This window comes from Arthrobacter sp. BF1, assembly GCF_056680215.1.
Genome location: NZ_CM155271.1, coordinates 2,392,902 through 2,410,351 on the forward strand (window position 1 = coordinate 2,392,902; position 17,450 = coordinate 2,410,351).

15 protein-coding genes are annotated in these 17,450 nt (G+C 66.9%); 4 read left to right on the forward strand and 11 right to left on the reverse strand.

The features are described 5' to 3' along the window. Window positions 1–5: 5 nt before the first annotated feature. The gene (locus AC1MCD_RS11235) at window positions 6–1,790 is read right to left on the reverse strand and encodes a long-chain-fatty-acid--CoA ligase (protein WP_498671952.1); all 1,785 of its coding nucleotides are present in this window, start codon (window positions 1,788–1,790) and stop codon (window positions 6–8) included. Window positions 1,791–1,931: 141 nt separating this feature from the next. Between AC1MCD_RS11235 and AC1MCD_RS11240 the strand changes: the two genes are divergently transcribed. Further along, window positions 1,932–3,449: an HNH endonuclease signature motif containing protein gene (locus AC1MCD_RS11240; protein WP_498671954.1), complete on the forward strand. Its 1,518-nt coding sequence runs from the start codon at window positions 1,932–1,934 to the stop codon at window positions 3,447–3,449. A gap of 39 nt (window positions 3,450–3,488) precedes the next feature. Here the strand turns inward: AC1MCD_RS11240 and AC1MCD_RS11245 are convergent, their stop codons facing one another. Genes AC1MCD_RS11245 through AC1MCD_RS11255 form a run of 3 tightly spaced genes read right to left on the reverse strand, consistent with a single transcriptional unit; the run spans window position 3,489 to window position 6,987 of the window. Further along, complete coding sequence (locus AC1MCD_RS11245) at window positions 3,489–4,871, reverse strand: class I SAM-dependent methyltransferase (RefSeq protein ID WP_498671956.1); 1,383 nt, start codon at window positions 4,869–4,871, stop codon at window positions 3,489–3,491. Then, entirely contained in the window at window positions 4,868–5,599 is a 732-nt protein-coding gene (locus AC1MCD_RS11250) for a DUF1365 domain-containing protein (protein WP_498671958.1), read from the reverse strand. Before AC1MCD_RS11250 ends, AC1MCD_RS11245 begins: the two co-directional genes overlap by 4 nt. Beyond that, complete coding sequence (locus AC1MCD_RS11255) at window positions 5,596–6,987, reverse strand: NAD(P)/FAD-dependent oxidoreductase (RefSeq protein WP_498671960.1); 1,392 nt, start codon at window positions 6,985–6,987, stop codon at window positions 5,596–5,598. Before AC1MCD_RS11255 ends, AC1MCD_RS11250 begins: the two co-directional genes overlap by 4 nt. A gap of 123 nt (window positions 6,988–7,110) precedes the next feature. Between AC1MCD_RS11255 and AC1MCD_RS11260 the strand changes: the two genes are divergently transcribed. From AC1MCD_RS11260 to AC1MCD_RS11270, 3 genes are all read left to right on the forward strand, one after another. Continuing rightward, a complete protein-coding gene (locus AC1MCD_RS11260) occupies window positions 7,111–8,028 on the forward strand; it encodes a LysR family transcriptional regulator (protein WP_498671962.1) in 918 nt (305 codons plus the stop codon). A gap of 45 nt (window positions 8,029–8,073) precedes the next feature. Continuing rightward, a complete protein-coding gene (locus AC1MCD_RS11265) occupies window positions 8,074–8,580 on the forward strand; it encodes a DUF2004 domain-containing protein (RefSeq protein ID WP_498671964.1) in 507 nt (168 codons plus the stop codon). Between the two features lie 61 nt (window positions 8,581–8,641). Further along, on the forward strand, window positions 8,642–9,328 hold the full coding sequence (locus AC1MCD_RS11270) for a DUF4386 family protein (RefSeq protein WP_498671965.1): 687 nt from the start codon (window positions 8,642–8,644) through the stop codon (window positions 9,326–9,328). Between the two features lie 90 nt (window positions 9,329–9,418). Here the strand turns inward: AC1MCD_RS11270 and metE are convergent, their stop codons facing one another. The 7 genes from metE to AC1MCD_RS11305 form a co-directional block, all read right to left on the reverse strand. Then, window positions 9,419–11,758 (reverse strand): 5-methyltetrahydropteroyltriglutamate--homocysteine S-methyltransferase, encoded by a 2,340-nt coding sequence (metE, locus tag AC1MCD_RS11275; protein ID WP_498671967.1) that lies wholly within the window; start codon window positions 11,756–11,758, stop codon window positions 9,419–9,421. A gap of 50 nt (window positions 11,759–11,808) precedes the next feature. Beyond that, complete coding sequence (locus AC1MCD_RS11280) at window positions 11,809–12,789, reverse strand: methylenetetrahydrofolate reductase (RefSeq protein WP_498671969.1); 981 nt, start codon at window positions 12,787–12,789, stop codon at window positions 11,809–11,811. Between the two features lie 318 nt (window positions 12,790–13,107). Beyond that, the gene (locus AC1MCD_RS11285) at window positions 13,108–13,899 is read right to left on the reverse strand and encodes a hypothetical protein (RefSeq protein ID WP_498671971.1); all 792 of its coding nucleotides are present in this window, start codon (window positions 13,897–13,899) and stop codon (window positions 13,108–13,110) included. Then, on the reverse strand, window positions 13,896–15,056 hold the full coding sequence (locus tag AC1MCD_RS11290) for a VWA domain-containing protein (RefSeq protein ID WP_498671973.1): 1,161 nt from the start codon (window positions 15,054–15,056) through the stop codon (window positions 13,896–13,898). Before AC1MCD_RS11290 ends, AC1MCD_RS11285 begins: the two co-directional genes overlap by 4 nt. Next, a complete protein-coding gene (locus tag AC1MCD_RS11295; protein WP_498671975.1) occupies window positions 15,053–16,096 on the reverse strand; it encodes a VWA domain-containing protein in 1,044 nt (347 codons plus the stop codon). The genes AC1MCD_RS11290 and AC1MCD_RS11295 overlap by 4 nt, the downstream gene beginning before the upstream one ends. Further along, window positions 16,087–16,557, reverse strand: a complete 471-nt coding sequence (locus tag AC1MCD_RS11300) for a hypothetical protein (protein ID WP_498671977.1) — start codon at window positions 16,555–16,557, stop codon at window positions 16,087–16,089. Before AC1MCD_RS11300 ends, AC1MCD_RS11295 begins: the two co-directional genes overlap by 10 nt. After that, complete coding sequence (locus AC1MCD_RS11305; protein WP_498671979.1) at window positions 16,547–17,443, reverse strand: DUF58 domain-containing protein; 897 nt, start codon at window positions 17,441–17,443, stop codon at window positions 16,547–16,549. The genes AC1MCD_RS11300 and AC1MCD_RS11305 overlap by 11 nt, the downstream gene beginning before the upstream one ends. Window positions 17,444–17,450: the final 7 nt, after the last annotated feature.

The window sequence follows — 17,450 nt, forward strand, 5'->3', positions numbered from 1 at the left end:
CCGGTTCAATCCCGCGCCACGAGGTTGTCCCGGATCTCCCGGCGCAGGACCTTGCCGATGAGCGAACGCGGCAGGGTGTCGAGCACCACCACGCGGCGCGGCACCTTGTAGGCAGTCAGCTGCTCCCGGGCAAAGGCCAGCAGCGCATCGGGGTCGATGGTCGAACCAGGGATCGGAACCACGGCGGCCACCACGTCCTCACCCCCGCCGGGCCGGGGCAACCCCACCACGGAGACTTCCGAAATGCCGGGGAAGGTCTCGATGACGTCCTCCACCTCACTGGGCGAGACGTTGAAGCCCCCGGTGATGATCAGTTCCTTGATCCGGTCCCGGATGGTGACGAAGTAGTCGTTATCTACCGAAACGATGTCGCCGGTGCGGAACCAGCCGCCGTCGAGCAGGGCATCCTCAGTCTCCTCCGGCCGGTTCCAGTAGCCGGAAAACACCTGCGGGCCGCGGATCAGGAGCTCCCCTTCCTCCCCCGGGGCGCGGTCCAGGGCCACGTTCTTCGGGTCCACCACCCGGATGTCCGTCAGCGGGAACGGCACGCCCACGGTGCCGGGCTTCCGGCTCGGTCCGAAGGGGTTGCCGATGGCGATGGGGGAAGTTTCGGTCAGCCCGTAGCCTTCAATGAGGTAGCCGCCGGTCGCTTTTTCCCAAGTGTCCACCGTCGTTGTGGGGAGGTTCATGGCCCCGGAGATGGAGAAGCGGATGCTTTCCAGCCCCATGCCGCGTTCAGACGCCGTGGCGGCAATGCGGTCATAGATCGGCGGTACAGCGGGAAGGAAGGTGGCAGGGGATCTCTTGAGCGCCTTCAAGACGAGGTCCACGTCGAACTTGGGGAACAGGACCAGCTTCGCGCCGATGCTGAGGGCGAACGTCATGCACAGGGTGAGGCCATAGGCATGGAACATCGGCAACACCGCATAGACGGTCTCCCTGCCCTCCTTCAGCCCGGGCACCCAGGCCCGCCCCTGCGCGGCGTTGGCCTGCAGATTGGCGTGGGTGAGCATGGCGCCCTTGGGCAAGCCGGTTGTGCCGGACGTGTACTGGAGGACGGCAAGGTCCTGGGCAGCGGGACGCGGATGTTTCTTCTTGAGCTCCCCGGCTTCGAGGAGCTGCCGCCACGGCAGCACCGGGCGAAGAACGGGCGCTGGCCTACCTTTCGGCTCGCCCCTGCCGACGGTGAGGGCGGCACGGGCCTTGCGTGCGGCGGGCACCGGAAGCCGCAGCGCCAGGCGCTGCGGCAGCGGCATCGCGGGGATCAGTTCCACCGAGACGATAGTGCGGAGCCCGACGTCGGCCGGCAGCTGACGGACCCGCTCCACCGCCTTGTCCCAAACGATCGCGACGGCGGCCCCATGGTCCTCGAACAGGTGGCGCAGCTCGCGGTCCGTGTAGAGCGGGTTGTGTTCGACCACCACCGCGCCCAGACGCAGCACGGCGTGGAAGGCGACGACATGCTGCGGGCAGTTCGGCATCACCAGGGCCACCCTGTCGCCCGCTTTGACGCCCAGTTTCTTCAAGCCGGCAGCGGCCCGGCTGATCAGTTTTCCGAGCTCACGGTAGCTGGTGCCGGCGCCGAAGAACTCCAAGGCGGTCTTGGAACCGTAGCGGCGCACGGACTGGTCCAACAGGTCCACGAGCGAACCCTTCGGGAGCATCATGTCTGCCGGGACACCCGGCCCGTAGGAACTCGTCCACGGGCGATCACTCCAAGGCCGCCCCGGTTGCGCTGCGACACCCTGCCCGGTCCCGCCGTCGGGCGCCTTCCGTGTGGTCCTCTTCATCATCAGTCCTTGCCGCTGGAGTGTGCCGGAGTCTGCGAGCGTACCTGCGCGCCGCAAGAATCCTACCGGTGCGCAGACGGATGAGCGGGACTTCAACTGCTGTCCCGCTTGAATGTCAGACCCTCGCTGCATGATGAAGGCATGAGAAATCCGGTGGTGGCGAAGGCGTTTGCGGACATCACCGCGGCCGTTTCTGTGCTCACCGGCGTGGTGAACGAACCCGGTTCCGGTGGTCTTTCTCCGGAGGGCGATCCGTTGCAGGAATTGTCCGAGGATTGCCTGGATATCCTGACCGGGGCCGCGGCAGCGGATGCGCAGATGGCCGGGTTGAAAGCGCTAACTGCCGTGACATACGCGGACACTGCCCAGGCCGAGGCCCCGCCGGACGCTTCGGTGCAGGCCCAGGAGATGGCAGTCGCCGCGGAGGTTGGGTGCGCCCTGACCATCGGTGAGCGGGCGGCGGGTTCGTTCCTGGCCGTTTCCCACGCCCTGACCAATAGATTGCCGCTGACCCTGGCCGCCCTGCAGTCCGGAACCATCTCCTGGCAGCACGCCCGGGTCATGGCGGACGAAGCCGCCACCCTTGACCGGGCCGGGGCCGCAGCCCTGGAGGCCCACTTCCTGGACCCGGACACGCCGGGCTCAGCCAGCGGTTGCCCCGCCGGCGAAATGCCAGCATCCCGGTTCCGTCACCGGGCCCGCACCTGGCGCGAACGCCACCACACCGAGAGCATCGAAAAGCGCCACGCCAAAGGCGTCCTGGACCGTCGCGTGGAGTACTGCCCGGACCAGGACGGGATGGCCTGGCTCACGGCCTACCTCCCCGCGGACCAGGCAGCAGCCATCTGGAACCGGACCACCGCCGTGGCCCGCGGCCTGCAGGGCCCGGACGAGTCCCGCACCCTCACCCAGCTCCGTACCGACGCCTTCGCCGCCGCCCTCCTTCGAGGCGGCAACCAAGGCAGCAGCGGGCACCCGGCAGACAGTGGTAATACCATCAGCCACGGCGACCTGGCGGAATACGGTCCGGGGCAGGTCCCGCCGCCGCGGGCCCAGGTGCTGGTGACGGTCCCGGTGTTTTCCCTGCTCGGCGCCACCGAGGAACCGGCGACGCTGGACGGGTACGGCCCCATCCCGGCGTCGATGGCCCGGGACCTCGTAGCGAACGGCGCCGATTCGTTCTACCGGGTCCTGATTGACCCCAGGGACGGGGCGCCGCTGGAAATCGGCCGCACCAGCTACCGGCTCACCAAAGCCATGCGGCAATGGCTGCGGCTGCGCGACGGCAAGTGCCCGTTCCCAGGCTGCTCCAACCAGTCCCTGGACAACGAAGCGGACCACCTCCTCGCCTGGCACAAGGGCGGAACCACCGGCATAGCAAATCTGGGCCAGCCCTGCCCCAAACACCACCGCCTCAGACATACCAGCTCCTGGAAACCCACCCCGGCCACCAAAAACGAACCACCCGGCTGGATCTCACCCTCGGGCAGGCACTACAAGAGCGAACACCAGGACTGGGAACCACCCCACTGGCCCCACCAAGCTAAACCGCAGGAAAAATCGAAGGAAGGATCACCGCACGGTCACCCGGACCTTTTCCACATCGGACTTTCGCTGGGGGAAGAGTGCTTGGAGAGGCTCCTCCACGCCCGGGCTTGAGGCGGGCCGCTTGAGACGCGCCGCTGGACGGTGCCGTTGCTACAGCTGCGCCTCCCGGCGGTCCAGGACAATCTGCTGGACGTCCAGATAGCCCGACTGAAAACCGGCCCGGGAGTAGCACAGGTAGAACAGCCACATCCGCTGGAACACGGCGTCGAACCCCAGCTCCCCCACCTCCTGTGAGCGGGCGATGAACCGCTCCTCCCAGAGCCGCAAGGTCGCCGCGTAGTGATCACCCATGCCCATCCGCTCGCGGACCCGGAGCGTGGTGTGCTGCTGGGTCACGCCTTCGATGGCACGGACGGAGGGCAGGAACCCGCCTGGGAAGATGTACTTGTGCACCCAGGTGTACGCATTGCGCGTGGCCAGCATGCGGCCGTGCGGCATGGTGATGGCCTGGATGGCCACCTTTCCGCCGGGGGCCAACACCCGGTCGATGGTCTGAAAGTAGATGGGCCAGTATTCATAGCCAACCGCCTCGATCATTTCCACTGAGACGATGGCGTCGTACTCGCCTTCCACCGCCCGGTAGTCCTGCAGCGCCACCGTCACCTGATCCGCGAAGCCTGCGGCCGCGATCCGCTCCTGCGCAAGGTCCCGCTGTTCGCTGGAAAGCGTCACGCTGTAGACCGTGGCGCCGCGGGCAGCGGCCCGGAGCGCCAGTTCGCCCCACCCGGTACCGATCTCCAGCAGCCTGGTGCCGGATCCGACGCCGGCCTTATCCAGCAGCCTGTCGATCTTCGCCTGTTGCGCTTCCGCCAAATCGTCCCAGGGAACCGAGTCCAGCGCATCCTCGCTCCGCGGGAACAGCGCCGAGGAGTAGCTCATGGTGGTGTCCAGGAAGTTCGAGAACAGCTCGTTGGACAGATCGTAGTGCCGTGAGATGTTGCTGCGCGTGTTCTGCTCTTCGTTGAGTTCGTGCCGCGGGGTCCGGGGCAGGTACAGGGTCCGCAGTGTCTGCAGCGGCTTGGGAATCAGCGTGCCCACGGAGCCCGCGAAGACCTCCAGCACACCCGCCAGATCCGACGCCTCCCAGTCCCCCGCCATGAATGACTCGCCGAGCCCGATCAGGCCGTTGTCACCGATGCGCCGCTCGAACGCCTCGGGCCTCAGCAAAGTCATGACGGGAGCGTCGGGGCCGCCGGTGCCCAGGACTGAACCGTCCGGGTACGCTACCTGCAGGGGCAACCGGCGGACGGCTGCCTTGAAAAGCAGGCCTGCGGCCTTGCCCGCTACAACGGCTTTAGTGCCCGACGGCGCGTGCGCAACACCGGGCCAAACCTCCGGATCGATGGTGGCGGGCGACGCCGGTACCCCGGCGGCGTTGTTCCCTGCAGTGGTGTGCCCGCTAAGGGGCTGCCGCGCGGACTTGGCGGCGGGAACCTGCGCGGCGGCCGTTCCGTTCTCGTCGGTCATTGTCATTGAACTGCCTCCTGTGAGGGGTGGTGTGGCCTTTTGACGACGGGCAGGCGCCTTGCCCAGAGTTTAACGCCCTGAAAACGGATTAATGCGGATACCAGCAGCGGCGCGGCCGGGACGGCGACGGCCGCTGCCAGGATGTTCCCTATGGTGGCCGGCCGCCGGTCCCCGTCCATGGTGGCGACGAAGGGCCGGTGCCCCTCCCGCGCCAGGACGATGGCTACGGACAGCCGTTCCCCTGGCGCAGGCACCTTCATCCGGTACTGCCCGTCAACATCGTTGAACGGTGAAACGTAGAACGCCTTGGGGACGCTGGCCCGGCCGGCAGCGTCCGTTTCCAGGAGGTAGCAGTGGCGTTGGCCATAGGTGTTGTGGACCTCGGCGATAACGCACTGCAGCTCTCCGGACGCCCGGTAGCACCAGAAAAGGGTGAGGGGGTTAAAAACATGGCCGAAGACTCGGGCGCTGGTCAGCATCCGGATGGGTCCGCCGTCGGGCTCTATCCCCCGCGTACGCAGGAAACCTTCCACATTGCTGCGGATGGTGGCCGCGGGATCGCCCAAATGGTCGGCGGCCCGGAAGACTGCCAGCGGCTGCAGGATCCGGGGCAGGGTAGGCAGCCGGTCCACGTCCACGAACCAGCTGTAACTCCGGTAGGTGAACGCATTTTTCAGCGGGGTCTGCCGAACGTGGGAGATGGACGTGCGGTAGATGGCTGCCGTTGGGCTCATGCGCCCTCCGATGCTGCCATCAGCTCCGGCTCGCCTGCCATCCCCGGAGCATCCACACCGGGCTTGTCCCAGGTGCGCCCCAGGCTGGCGGCGGCACGGACGCCGGACAGTGCCCCGTCCTCGTGGAAACCCCAGCCCAGATAGGCGCCGGCGTAGGCGATCCGGTCGTCACTCAGGGCCGCAATCTGCTGCTGCGCCCGCAGGGACTCCGGGGTGTATTGCGGGTGCTCGTAGACCATCCGCTCCAGCACGCTTTCCTCCCCGATCAGTTCCGACTCCCCCAGGCTCACCAGGTAGGGCCGGCCATCCGCCGGCTGCAGGCGCTGGAGCCGGGTGAGATCGTAGCTGACCAGGACCTTGTCCGGCCGGGCATCGCAGCCAGGGAGCCGGTAGTTCCACGATGCGCGGGCGTTGTCCGCTGCGGGAAGAACGGCCGGGTCACGGTGGAAGACCGTCTGGTTGACCGAGTAGGGCATCGCACCGAGCGCTTCCTTTTCAGCCGGGGTTGGATCGGCCAGGAAGCCGAGGGCCTGGGCCGGGTGGGTGGCGATGACTACTGCCTCGAAGTCTTCGATCCCTTCGGCGGTGTCCACTTCGACGCCGAGGGCGTGGCGCCGGATGGCGGTGACAGGGCTGTTGAGCCGGATGTCCGGGAGCGTGGCGGCAAGCTTTTCCACATATTGGCCCGAACCGCCGGTGACCGTCCGCCACTGCGGCGAACCCTTGACGCCCAGCAGGCCGTGGTGGCCCAGGAAAGTGAAGAGGTACCTCGCCGGATAGGACAGCGCGGTTGTGGGGTCGCAGGACCAGACTGCACTCACCACTGGTGTCATGAAGTGGGAGATGAAGTAGGGGCTGAAGCGCTCCCTGGCGAGGAATTCGCCGAGGGTGAGCTCGGCGCCGCCGGTTCCGGGTCCGCCGTCGGACGCTGTCCCCGCATCGATCAGTGCCCGCGCCCGCCGATAGAAGCGCATGATCTCCGCCAGCATCAGCAGGTAACGGCCGCGCAGCAGGCTGGACGGCCGGGCGATGATCCCCTTCCCGCCGTCGCGCGCCCCGGCGTATTCCAGGCCGCAGCCGTCGCATCGGATGGACATGCTCATTTCAGAATTCTGGGTCTTGACGCCCAACTCCGCAAACAGCCGCAACAGGGTGGGGTAGGTCCGCTCGTTGTGGACGATGAACCCCGTGTCGATGCCAAAAGAGGAGCCGTCCGGTTGCGGGACGCTGTGCGTGTGCGCATGACCGCCCAGCCTGCTGTCCGCTTCGAAGAGCGTGACCTGGTCATGCCGGTTCAGAATATAGGCGGCCGTCAGGCCGGCCACTCCGCTGCCCACGACGGCGACGCGCCTGCCCGCGCCTCCCCTCGGTGCTGGGGTCAGTGACAATTTTGCTCCTCTGCTGAACATTTGCCGTTGGATAGTCAAGGGCTATTCGGAACGGCGGGTTTGCTGGATGGGTTGATGGGCCGGAACTTTTTTGTCAGCGAGCGGCAGCAGTAGTGTGGGCTGGTGGTCAATCCCGTACATCTGAAGACGCTGCTTGAGGTTACCCGGCTGGGTTCGTTTGCTGCGGCTGCGGCACGCCTGGGCTATACGGCGTCGGCGGTCTCCCAGCAGATGTCCGCCCTGGAACGTGAGGCGGGAGTAATCCTCTTCCAGCGCTCGGCCCGCAGTGTGGTTCCCACCGAGGCCGCGCTGGTGATGACCCGGCACGCCGCGAAAGTGCTGACCGACATCGAGGCCCTGATGGCTGCCGCCGCTAAAACCCATGACAGCGCCAGCCAGGAGCTCCGGCTGGGCATCTTCCCCAGCCTCGCCACCTACGTCCTGCCGCGCATCCTGAAGAACCCGGCGTGGAAGGACCTGGGCATTGATCTCAGGGTGTCCGTTGCCGAGCCGTCGCAGACCATCCAGGGACTGCGCTCCGGCGGTGAACTGGATGTGGCGCTGGTCTTTCAGGTGGGCCAGTCCGGGCTGGCGTGGCCGCACACCCTCAACCGGCAGTGGATCGGTGATGACAACTTCCGCGTGGTGCTTCCGGCCGGCTGGGGGTTCGGGGCCGACGCGAAGGTGGCCGCAGACCATCTGTCCGAACTGCCGTGGATCATGCACCACCCCGGCAGTCCGGACGCCGTGGTGATCGACCGGCTCTTTGCCAGCTGCAACCTGCACCCGCGTGTGGTGGCGCGCAGCGACGATTTCCATGCCAGTCTGGAAATGGCTGCAGCCGGACTGGGTGCCGCGCTGGTACCGGAGCTGGCGCTGCGGCACCGGCCCGCCGGCGTCGTGGTCCTGGACGTGCCGGAGATCCGGCTGGCCCGGAACGTCTTCGCCCTGCTCATCAACGAGAAAAAGACCGCCCGCGTGCAGCTGTTTGTGGACCTGCTCGCCGAGACGCTGGCGGGGCTGGGGACTGCGGGGAAATAGCTCCGAACGCTGGAATGCACGGCGCTTGGGGTCTATGTTGAAGGTATGAACAGGGTAGCGAGCCAGCACTTTGGAGAAATCGAGCTCAACCACGGCAGGGACCACAACGTCGCTACCAGACATGAGCTCGGTGGCCATACCTTGGAACTCGACCTGAACATCAACGCCCACGACCACTTCGACGAAGCAGCCATGCACAAGGTGGACTACCGGCTCCGCTTCCTCCCGGAGCTTGTGGACGAAGTCCGGGAGATGATCGCCGAGGAGCTGGGGCAGGAAGGCACCAGCCCGCAGGAATACCTTAACTTCCACTGCAGCGCCCTCAAGACCGAGCAGCTGCAGAAGATCTTTGGCGTCGAGGAACGCAGCCAGCTCACCAATGACGTCTTCCTCAAAGCCCTCAAGCTCGGCCACGTTGGCATCTTCCCCGGCCAGCCCGAACGCTACTTTGTCCTGGACTTCACCCTCGGTGCCCACTTCACCGATGAGGTGCTGGTGGCTTCGGCCGATGAAGACGGCGTAGTGGACGACGAAATCGTCTGGGAGTCCTGACACTGTTCATTAGGGGCTTTTAGCACTAGCCAACTCCGCTGACACGCTTCCACCATGGATCATGGACAAGCGCAGAAGGTGGCGGCTGGCAGCGTGGCTGCTGGTTGCGGGCGTGGTGGTTTCACTGGCGGCCGGCCTGTTCCATGCTGAATCAGAGGATGCCAACGATCACGTTGCCTCCTTCGCTGCGTATGCCGCCAGCGGGATCTGGACTTTTGTGCACTTGGCCCAGTTTGTGGGCATGGCGCTGCTAACGGGCGGGTTGTTTGTCCTGCTGCCCGCCCTCATTCTCCGGCCGGGCCTCCGCGCCGTGACTGCCCGGTTCGGAGCCCTGTCCGCCGCCATTGCCCTCGCTCTTTACGGCGCGCTCCAAGCCGTGGACGGTGTCGCCCTCAAGCACGCCGTCGACGCCTGGGCGGCCGCCGCCGAACCCGAGAAGGCAATGCGTTTTGCCACCGCCGAAGGCATCCGCTGGCTGGAGTGGGGCATGCGGAGCTACCAGAGTTTCCTGCTGGGAACGGCCTTGGTACTTTTCGGAATCGTTGTGGCGGCCACGCGCCAGGTGTCCCGGGTCATCGGTTATCTCATGGTGCTGTCCGGAGTGGCATACGTGGCTCAGGGCTGGATCATCGGAGCCGAAGGCTTCGTGGCCGCGAACAGGTGGCCCACCCTGATCGGGATTGTGGCGACTATCGCCTGGACCGTCTGGTTACTCGTCAGTGCCCTGCGGATGAAGGCGTCGAAGTGAACCGCGCGATGGGTTTAAGCGCGACGGCGGCGGGTCACCTTCCCGGTGACCGGCCGCCGTCGCACGTGACTCAGCGGTTGGCTGAGGCCCTTACTCGGCTGCTGCCAGCAGGCTGGCGCGGACCGTCTTGGTGGCCTTGACCAGGTTCCGCAGGGACTGTTCCGTCTCGACGTAGCCGCGGGTCTTCAGGCCGCAGTCCGGGTTGACCCAAAGCTGGCGGGACGGGACGTGCTTGACGGCGGTGGCCAGCAGTTCGGTGACTTCGGCTTCGCCCGGAACGCGCGGCGAGTGGATGTCGTAGACGCCCGGGCCGACGCCGCGGCCGAAACCGTGGGACTCGAGATCGTGGACAACCTCCATGCGTGAACGGGCAGCTTCGATGGACGTGACATCGGCGTCGAGGCCGTCGATCGCATCGATGATTACGCCGAACTCCGAGTAGCAGAGGTGGGTGTGGATCTGCGTGGCGTCGGCAGCCCCGGCGGTGGCCAGGCGGAAGGAGTCCACGGACCACTTCAGGTACGCCGCGTGGTCCGCCTTGCGCAGGGGCAACAGTTCGCGCAGTGCAGGCTCGTCCACCTGGATGACCTTGATGCCGGCGGCTTCGAGGTCCGCGATTTCGTCGCGCAGTGCAAGGCCAACCTGGTTGGCGGTCTCGCCCAGCGGCTGGTCGTCGCGGACGAAAGACCAGGCCAGAATGGTTACCGGACCAGTGAGCATGCCCTTCATGGGCTTGTTGGTCAGCGACTGGGCGTACTCGGCCCAGGCCACCGTGATCGGTGCGCTGCGGGTGACGTCGCCCCACAGGATGGACGGACGCGTGCAGCGTGAGCCGTAGGACTGAACCCAGCCGTGGACCGTGACGTCGAAGCCTTCGAGGTTCTCGGCGAAGTACTGGACCATGTCATTGCGTTCCGGCTCGCCGTGGACCAGGACGTCGTAACCGAGCTCTTCCTGGAGCTCAACAACACGCTTGATCTCGTCCTTCATGAGCTGCTCGTACTGCTCATTGGTGAGGGCGCCCTTGTTGTTGCGGGCACGGGCGGAGCGGATTTCGGACGTCTGCGGGAAAGAGCCGATGGTGGTGGTGGGCAGCGGCGGCAGGTGCAGGGCCTGCTCCTGGGCAGCTTCGCGGATGGCGTAGTCCGAGCGGCTGAAGTCGGCGGCGGTCAGGGCACCGGTGCGGGCCCGGACGTCGTTCCGGCGCACGCCGACAGCAGTGGCGCGGGCGGCGATGACGGCCGAAGCCGCATCGATGGCTGCCTTGGCAGTGGAAGGATCGGCCAAGTAGGACGCGAGGGTCTTGACCTCGACGGCTTTCTGGTCGGCGAAGGCCAGCCAGCTGCGGAGCTCGTCGGTGAGCTGGCCTTCTTCGGTGACGTCGTGCGGGACGTGCTGGGTGGAGGTGGACGTGCTGACTGCGAGCTTTCCGGCGGCGGCCTTCAGTTCGCCCAGCTTGGCAGCAGACACGGCGAGGTCGTTGCGCCAGATGTTGTGGCCGTCCACGACGCCGGCAACCAGGGTCTTGTCCCCCAGGGCAGCAAGTGCCGCGGCGGAGGGAACAGCGCCCTTGAAGGCGTCGATGTGGAGGGCGTCGATGTTCGTGGCAGCCAGTGTACCGAGCTGGCCGTCGAGGGCGCCGTAGGGAGTGGAGACGAGGATCTGCGGACGCTTGGCCGCACCGGAAAGCACCTCGTAAGCACGGGCCACTGCCGCTTCGATTTCGGCGGCCGGGGTGTCCTGGTCAACAACCAGGGCAGGCTCGTCGAGCTGGATCCAGCTGGCACCTGCAGCGGCGAGCTTTTCGAGCAGCCGCACGTAGACCGGCAGGACGTCCTCGAGGCGGGACAGCGGGGCGAAGCGGGCCGGGGCGTCGTCGGATGCCTTCGAGAGCAGCAGATAAGTTACCGGGCCCACGATGTACGGGCGGGTCTCAATGCCGTTGGCGAGGGCGAACTCGAATTCCTCCACGATGCGGTTGGAGGTCAGGCTGAAATCGGTCTCCGGGCCGATCTCGGGAACCAGGTAGTGGTAGTTGGTGTCGAACCACTTGGTCATTTCCAGCGGCTGCTGTTCTTTGTTGCCGCGGGCCAAGGTGAAGTAGCCGTCAATGTCCAGCTGGCCCCCGGCGTTGAGGAGGTTGCCGAAACGGGCCGGCACGGCGCCGAGGTGGGCGGTGGCGTCCAGGACCTGGTCGTAGTAGGAGAACGTACCGGGAACGGCTGCGGCTTCGGTGAGGCCCAGCTCCTGCAGCCGCTTGGCGATGGTCAGTTGGATGTCCTTGGCGACTGCGTCCAGCGCTGCGGCGTCGATCTTGCCGGCCCAGTAGGCTTCGACGGCCTTCTTGAGTTCGCGGCGGCGGCCGATGCGGGGGTAGCCCAGGAGGGAAGCGGACGGGAACGGAGTGGCGGAGGTGGTGTTTTCAGGCATGGGAAAGTCCTTGAATGTTGGAGCGAAGAGTGGTTTGGGGGTGCGGGCGGTCAGCTGACCAGCTGGCGGGCCGGGGCGTTGGACCGTACAGCTGCGCTGCGGCGGCCAACTGACCGTACGTGGCGAGGAAGAGCCAGTTTGTCCAGCACTTCCAGTGCGCTCACGTGTTCGTTGAAGGTGTAGAGGTGGATGCCCGGTGCGCCAGCATCGAGGGCTGCGTTGGCGAGGTCAACGGTGGCCCGAACGCCGATCCGGAGCCGCTCGGCGTCGGTGTCTGCGGCGGCCAGACGGGCCAGGAGTTCCGGTGCCGGCTGAACGCCTGCCAGTTCGCCAAGCCGGGTGACGCGGCGCAGGCTAGTCAGCGGCATAACGCCCGGGATGATGGGGATGGTGACTCCGGCACGGCGGGCCCGGCTGACGAGGTCCGCGTACTCCTCGGTGTGGAAGTAGACCTGCGTGATGGCGAAGTCCGCGCCGGAGCGTTGCTTGGCCAGCAGCACCTCCACGTCGTGCGCCACACTGGGAGACTCGGGATGCCGCGTGGGATAGGCCGCCACACCAATGGCGATCTTGCCGGCGCACAGCAGCGCCGAGCGCCGCTGTTCAACCCGGCGGATGAGTTCAATCAGGTCCTGCGCGTACCGGAGTGACCCGGCCACGGGCGGCTCGCCGTCCTGGGGGCGGTCGCCGCGGAGCGCCAGGATGCCGCGCACCCCGGTGTCCAGCAGGTCCCCGATGATCTCAGCCAGTTCGTCCGGCGTGTTGCCCACGCAGGTCAGGTGCGCCAGCGGCCGAAGGGTGGTCTCCAGCAGGAGCCGGTTAATGAGTTCGACGGCGGTGTCCCGGTTTGAGCCGCTGGCACCGTACGTGACGGAGACATAGTCCGGCTCGGTGGTTTCCAGTTCCCGGATGGTGGTCCAGAGCGACTCGGCTGCGGCCGGCGAACGTGGCGGGAACAGTTCATAGGAGAGCGCCACAGGGGCGGTCTCGGAAAGATTTGGATGCGTTTCGATAAGGCTTGGCGGTGACATTTGCGTCCTTGGCTTTGGGCCATTGGCGGCGTACGGTCAGCAGATGTGACCGTAAGCCAGGCAATGAATTGAGTTTGGGGAACACGGAAAAACTTCACAGGGACGCAGCCGCGACTGTTACGCCTGGACGAAGTTTGCCGTGAGCAAATGTCAGGCCCACATGGGGGCACCCACACCCTCCGGATCGGAGGATCGCTGACACGTTACCTCGGTAACTTGTATAGAACTCTAGGACCCCGTCGGACACCGTTCAAGTTCACAACCGAATTAAGACGCACCTTTACGCCTTGTTTCGTGACGGTACAGAATTTTCTTCGCCTACCAGGGCCGGTCCGGCCCGGAACCGAAGTCATCGTCCCGCAGGTACTCGTCCCGCTCCTGCCCGGAATTCCGCTCGCTCTGAGCCTCCCGGGTGCTGTCCTTGAGTTGGTCGACCTGGCTCTGGTTCCCCGGTTCGGCCGGTTGCCCGGCTTGCCCGGGCTGCTTGGCCGGTTCAGGCGTGGTGGTGCCGGCGGCAGCTTCCGCCGACTTCTGGATCAGCCTCTCCGCCGACTGCTTCAGCTTGTCCACTGCCCCTGCCCCGGCCCCGTCACCGCTCTCGGCGCTGGCGTTCAGGCACCCGTCCGGGGCTGCCTTGACCACCGCCAGGCCCTCAGCGAAGAGGCTGGCCGCCGCCGCCAGGTCCCCCGCAGTGGCCTTGGCATCACCGAGGCGTTCGACGCTGAGCGCCAGGTTGACCCGGATAAGGCATTCATCGGTCTGGCCGGCCAGCAGCAGTGCCTGCTCGAAGCTGCGGCGGGCTCCGGCGTAGTCCCCGGCGAGGAACAGGCCATCACCTTCCGCGAAAGGCGCCTTGTGCGGTTCGGTGAAGTTGGCGATCCGGAGCCCCGCGGCCGCATCGGCCACTGCGCGGGAGTCGCCGGCGTCGAAACTCCTGCCTGCATTCCCGCCGAACATCCCGACGCTAAGCAGCTTGGCGGCCAGGCACAGGATCAATAGGACCGGCAGGAGGGACCACCAGAGCAGTCGACGGCGGCGCTGCAGTCGATTCCCCGGAGACTGGTCACCTGAGGACGGGTAACCGGCACGGGCCTTAGCCGGGTTACTCATTTCCGTGCCTCCGTTACGGGTCGGGCCGCGTCCGGGCTCACCCGTGCAGTCGGGAGTGCCCGTTCAGTCGGGAGCGCCCGTTCAGTTGGGAGCCGCCGCCACTGGCGCAGCAGCAGGAACGCCTCCCGCAGGCCCAGCAGGAACGCGCCCAGGGCGAAGATCCAGTAGAGCTCAGTACGGCCGTCCAGACCGGCGCCTTCCGGTGCCCGCTCGAGCTTGCCGGGGTCCGCCGCCTGCATCATCGGCGCCACGGCACCGCCGGCCGAACGGTGGACATACGGAACGCCCAGCTGGCCGGCGATCCACTGCAGCTTCCCTTCATCGATGATGGACAGCGCGTCCCTGCCACTTCCTGAGGTCCGGTCCTGGATGTAGCCCGCCGAGCCGTCACCGCCGGAACGCCGCCCGGTGTTCTCTTTCATCCGGCCACCTTCCGGTGTCCCGTAGCCCAGCACGGCTCCCCCGTTGACCAGGCCACCGTCAACCTTGATGGCCTCAGGCGCCGCGGCACTGGTCTGTTCCCCGTCGCCCAGGTAGTAGACCAGCCGGGGCCGTTCGGGGTGGCTGTCGCGCGCGGAACGCAGCCGCTCAGTCAGCAGCTTGCTGGCGGAGGTGATGCTGCTCCCCTTTGAAAAGGCCGTCACCTGCGGCTGCAGGACCGCGACGGCGGTGTCCAGGGCGGACGTGTCCGTGGTGAGGGGCATTCGGACCACGGCGTTGCTGTCGAACGTCAGGAGGGTAAAGCGGGCTCCGGCCAGTTCACCGGCGATTGCCATGATGTCCTGACGGACACCGTCCAGCCGGGGCATGTGATTGCCGTAGTCTTCGGCCACGATGCTGCTGCTGGTGTCCACCACAAAAAAGACGTTGACGTCCGCGGCGGCGGCCTGGGCGCTGCCGCCCGGGACCCCCGGCCTGAGGGCGGCAGCCAGGAGCAGGAGCACCAGGGCGCTACGGAACAGCCACTCACGGAGCTGGCTGCCATTGCCCCGGCCGCCGGCACCGGGCTCGCGGGCACCGGGCTCGCGGGCACCGAATGCCCGTGACGCCAGTACGGGCTCCCGTGACGCCAGGACCAGCCGCCAGGCCAGAAACAGTCCGGCGCCGACGATGAGGGCGGCCATCAGCCACCAGGGAAGGATGGGTTGCAGGGTCATGGCCTCAGCCGCCATGACGCGCCTGCCAGGACCAGCCCGGACACGAGTGCCACCGTCAGTGGCACGTCGGGCAGGTCCGAGACCACGGCGCGGGGTGCGCCCCGCATCGCGGCCGCTTCCGTGTCCTGCACCCTGCGGACGATGTCCGCCACGGCATCCGTCGTGTCCAGCGGATAATACGCCCCGCCACTGGCTTCGACTGTTGCGCGCAGCCGTGCACCGGGCTGCCCCGGTCCGGGCCCGTAGTCGAAGTCACCGGGATTCAGCGCGTACACCCGAACGCCGCGCTCCTGCGCGAGGGCGCCCGCCTGCTCCAGGGTGAAGATCGGAGCACCGGAGAGGTAATTGTCTGTCGCCAGGACAACCGAACGGGAACGCTGCTTGGCAGCTCCGGTGCTGCCAGTTCCGTCGGTTCCTGATGTTGTGCCGGCTGCACCGGCGCCGGCCCGGTCCGGTAACCCGTTGACGCAGGATGCCATGCCATCCCCGATCAGCGAGGACCCCCGGCCGCTCCAGGTGCCGTCCAGGAAGCCCGCACTGCCGGGGTCGCCATCAAAGGCGGCTTTGGCTACCTTGAGCTGTTCCTGCACGTATTCGTAGTCATCGGTGAGCGGAAAGATCTGGACTGCGCTGCTGTCGAAGATGGTGAGGCCGATCCTTTCGCCGTCGAACTCTTTTGCGAGCGTGCCAAAGACCTCCACTACGGCAGAATCTGCGCTGCTCATGGAGCCGGAACTGTCCAGGCACAGCATGATGTCCCGGTTCCGCTGCTCCGGCCGGATGGTGGTCAGTTCTACCGGGCGCGCCGCCGCGGCCACGGCGGACACCAGCAGGGTCCCTGCCGCGAGCGCCGCCACGGCGAGCCAGCGGCGGTGGCGGCGAAGGGCAGCCTGGTATTCGGGCAGGGCGGTGAGGCGGTCCGCATGGGCCACCGGTCGGCGTCGTGCGTTTGCCTGCGGGTCCGGGCGGAAGGCACGCCAGAGCGCCACGGCCGCCAGGAGCAGCGCAGGCGGGATCAACCACCAAAACATCAGTTCCATTGCCACACCGCCCGGCGGGCTGTCTCGGCCGATTGCGTCAGTGGCGGCAGCGGCTCCACGCCGAATTCGCCGGGATAGATCCTGCGGACGGCCTCGGCGATACCGGGAAGCGGGTGCAGGTGCAGTTCCGCCAGGGTCATCCTCGGCGCGTCCACCCCGGTAGCGTCCCGGGCAAACCGGCGCACCAACAGGCTCAGCTCCTGGTGTGATTCGCGGGCTGTCAGCAAGCCCGCGGCGGCGTCGGCAGTTACGGCGTCAATCCGCTGCAAGTAGGCCTCCTTGAGGTCATGAAGGTCCGACGGCGGCGTGAACCGGGCAGGCGGCGCCGGTGACCGCCGCTGGCGGGTGCTGAGGAACACGAAGCCGTACCAGCCCAGGACCAGGGTGAGCAGGGCGAGGCCCGCCCACATCCAGCCCTGGCTGTACTGGAGCGGCCCGATGAGGCCGGGATCAGCCTGCACGCCGGTGCCTTTCCAGGAGCGCGAACAATTCCGTCATCACCGTGCTGCTGCCGGTCACGTGGCCTTCGGTGATACCGGTGCGGCGGAACATGGCCTGCCTGCCGGCGTCCCGCTCCCCTGCAGCCTTGGCGTACGCTTCGATGATGGCCGGGGAGGCAGCCAGGTGCCCCGGCAGCGCCGCAGAGTCCGCCACACTGAAGGCGTCCTGCGCGGCGCCGCCCTCCGCGCCGCCCTCCCTTGCGAGGTCCGCGTCGCGGACGGTGAACCAGAGGATTTCATGCTGGGCACGGAGCCGGCGCAGCAGCTGTTCGATGTCCGGGCCGGCCGCGAACTCATCAGCCACGACGAAGAGCAGGAACCTGCCCTTGACCGTGCGGGCCACGTGTTCCAGTTGAGCCTCGATCCTGCTGGGAGCCGAGTCCAGGGTTGTGGCCGAATCAATCTCCCGAAGGATCCGTTCAAGGTGCAGCTCGCCGGGCTTGGCCGGGATGGTGCGCGTGCCATGCCTGTCACCGCAGACCAGGCCCACCACGTCACCGTGCCGCTGCGCGAGGTAGCCCACCACGCCGAGGGCCATCACGGCGATGTCTTTCTTGGGTTCGCCGTCGCGGGCTTCGGCTGCCATGTTCCGGCCTGTGTCTGTCACCAGCAGGACGGTCTGCCGCCGCACGGCAACATACCGTTTGATGAGCGGCGACCCGTGCCTGGCGGACGCCTTCCAGTCGATGTCGCGGACCTCGTCGCCGGGGATGTAGGCGCGGAGGTCGTCAAAATCGAGGCTGCGGCCGCGGAAGACTGAACCGTATTCGCCGTCGAGCATGCCGCGGGCTTTGCGGTGGGCGAAGATGGCCATCTTCGCCTTCACGCGCTGGAAGAGGCTGGTCACCGCCGTG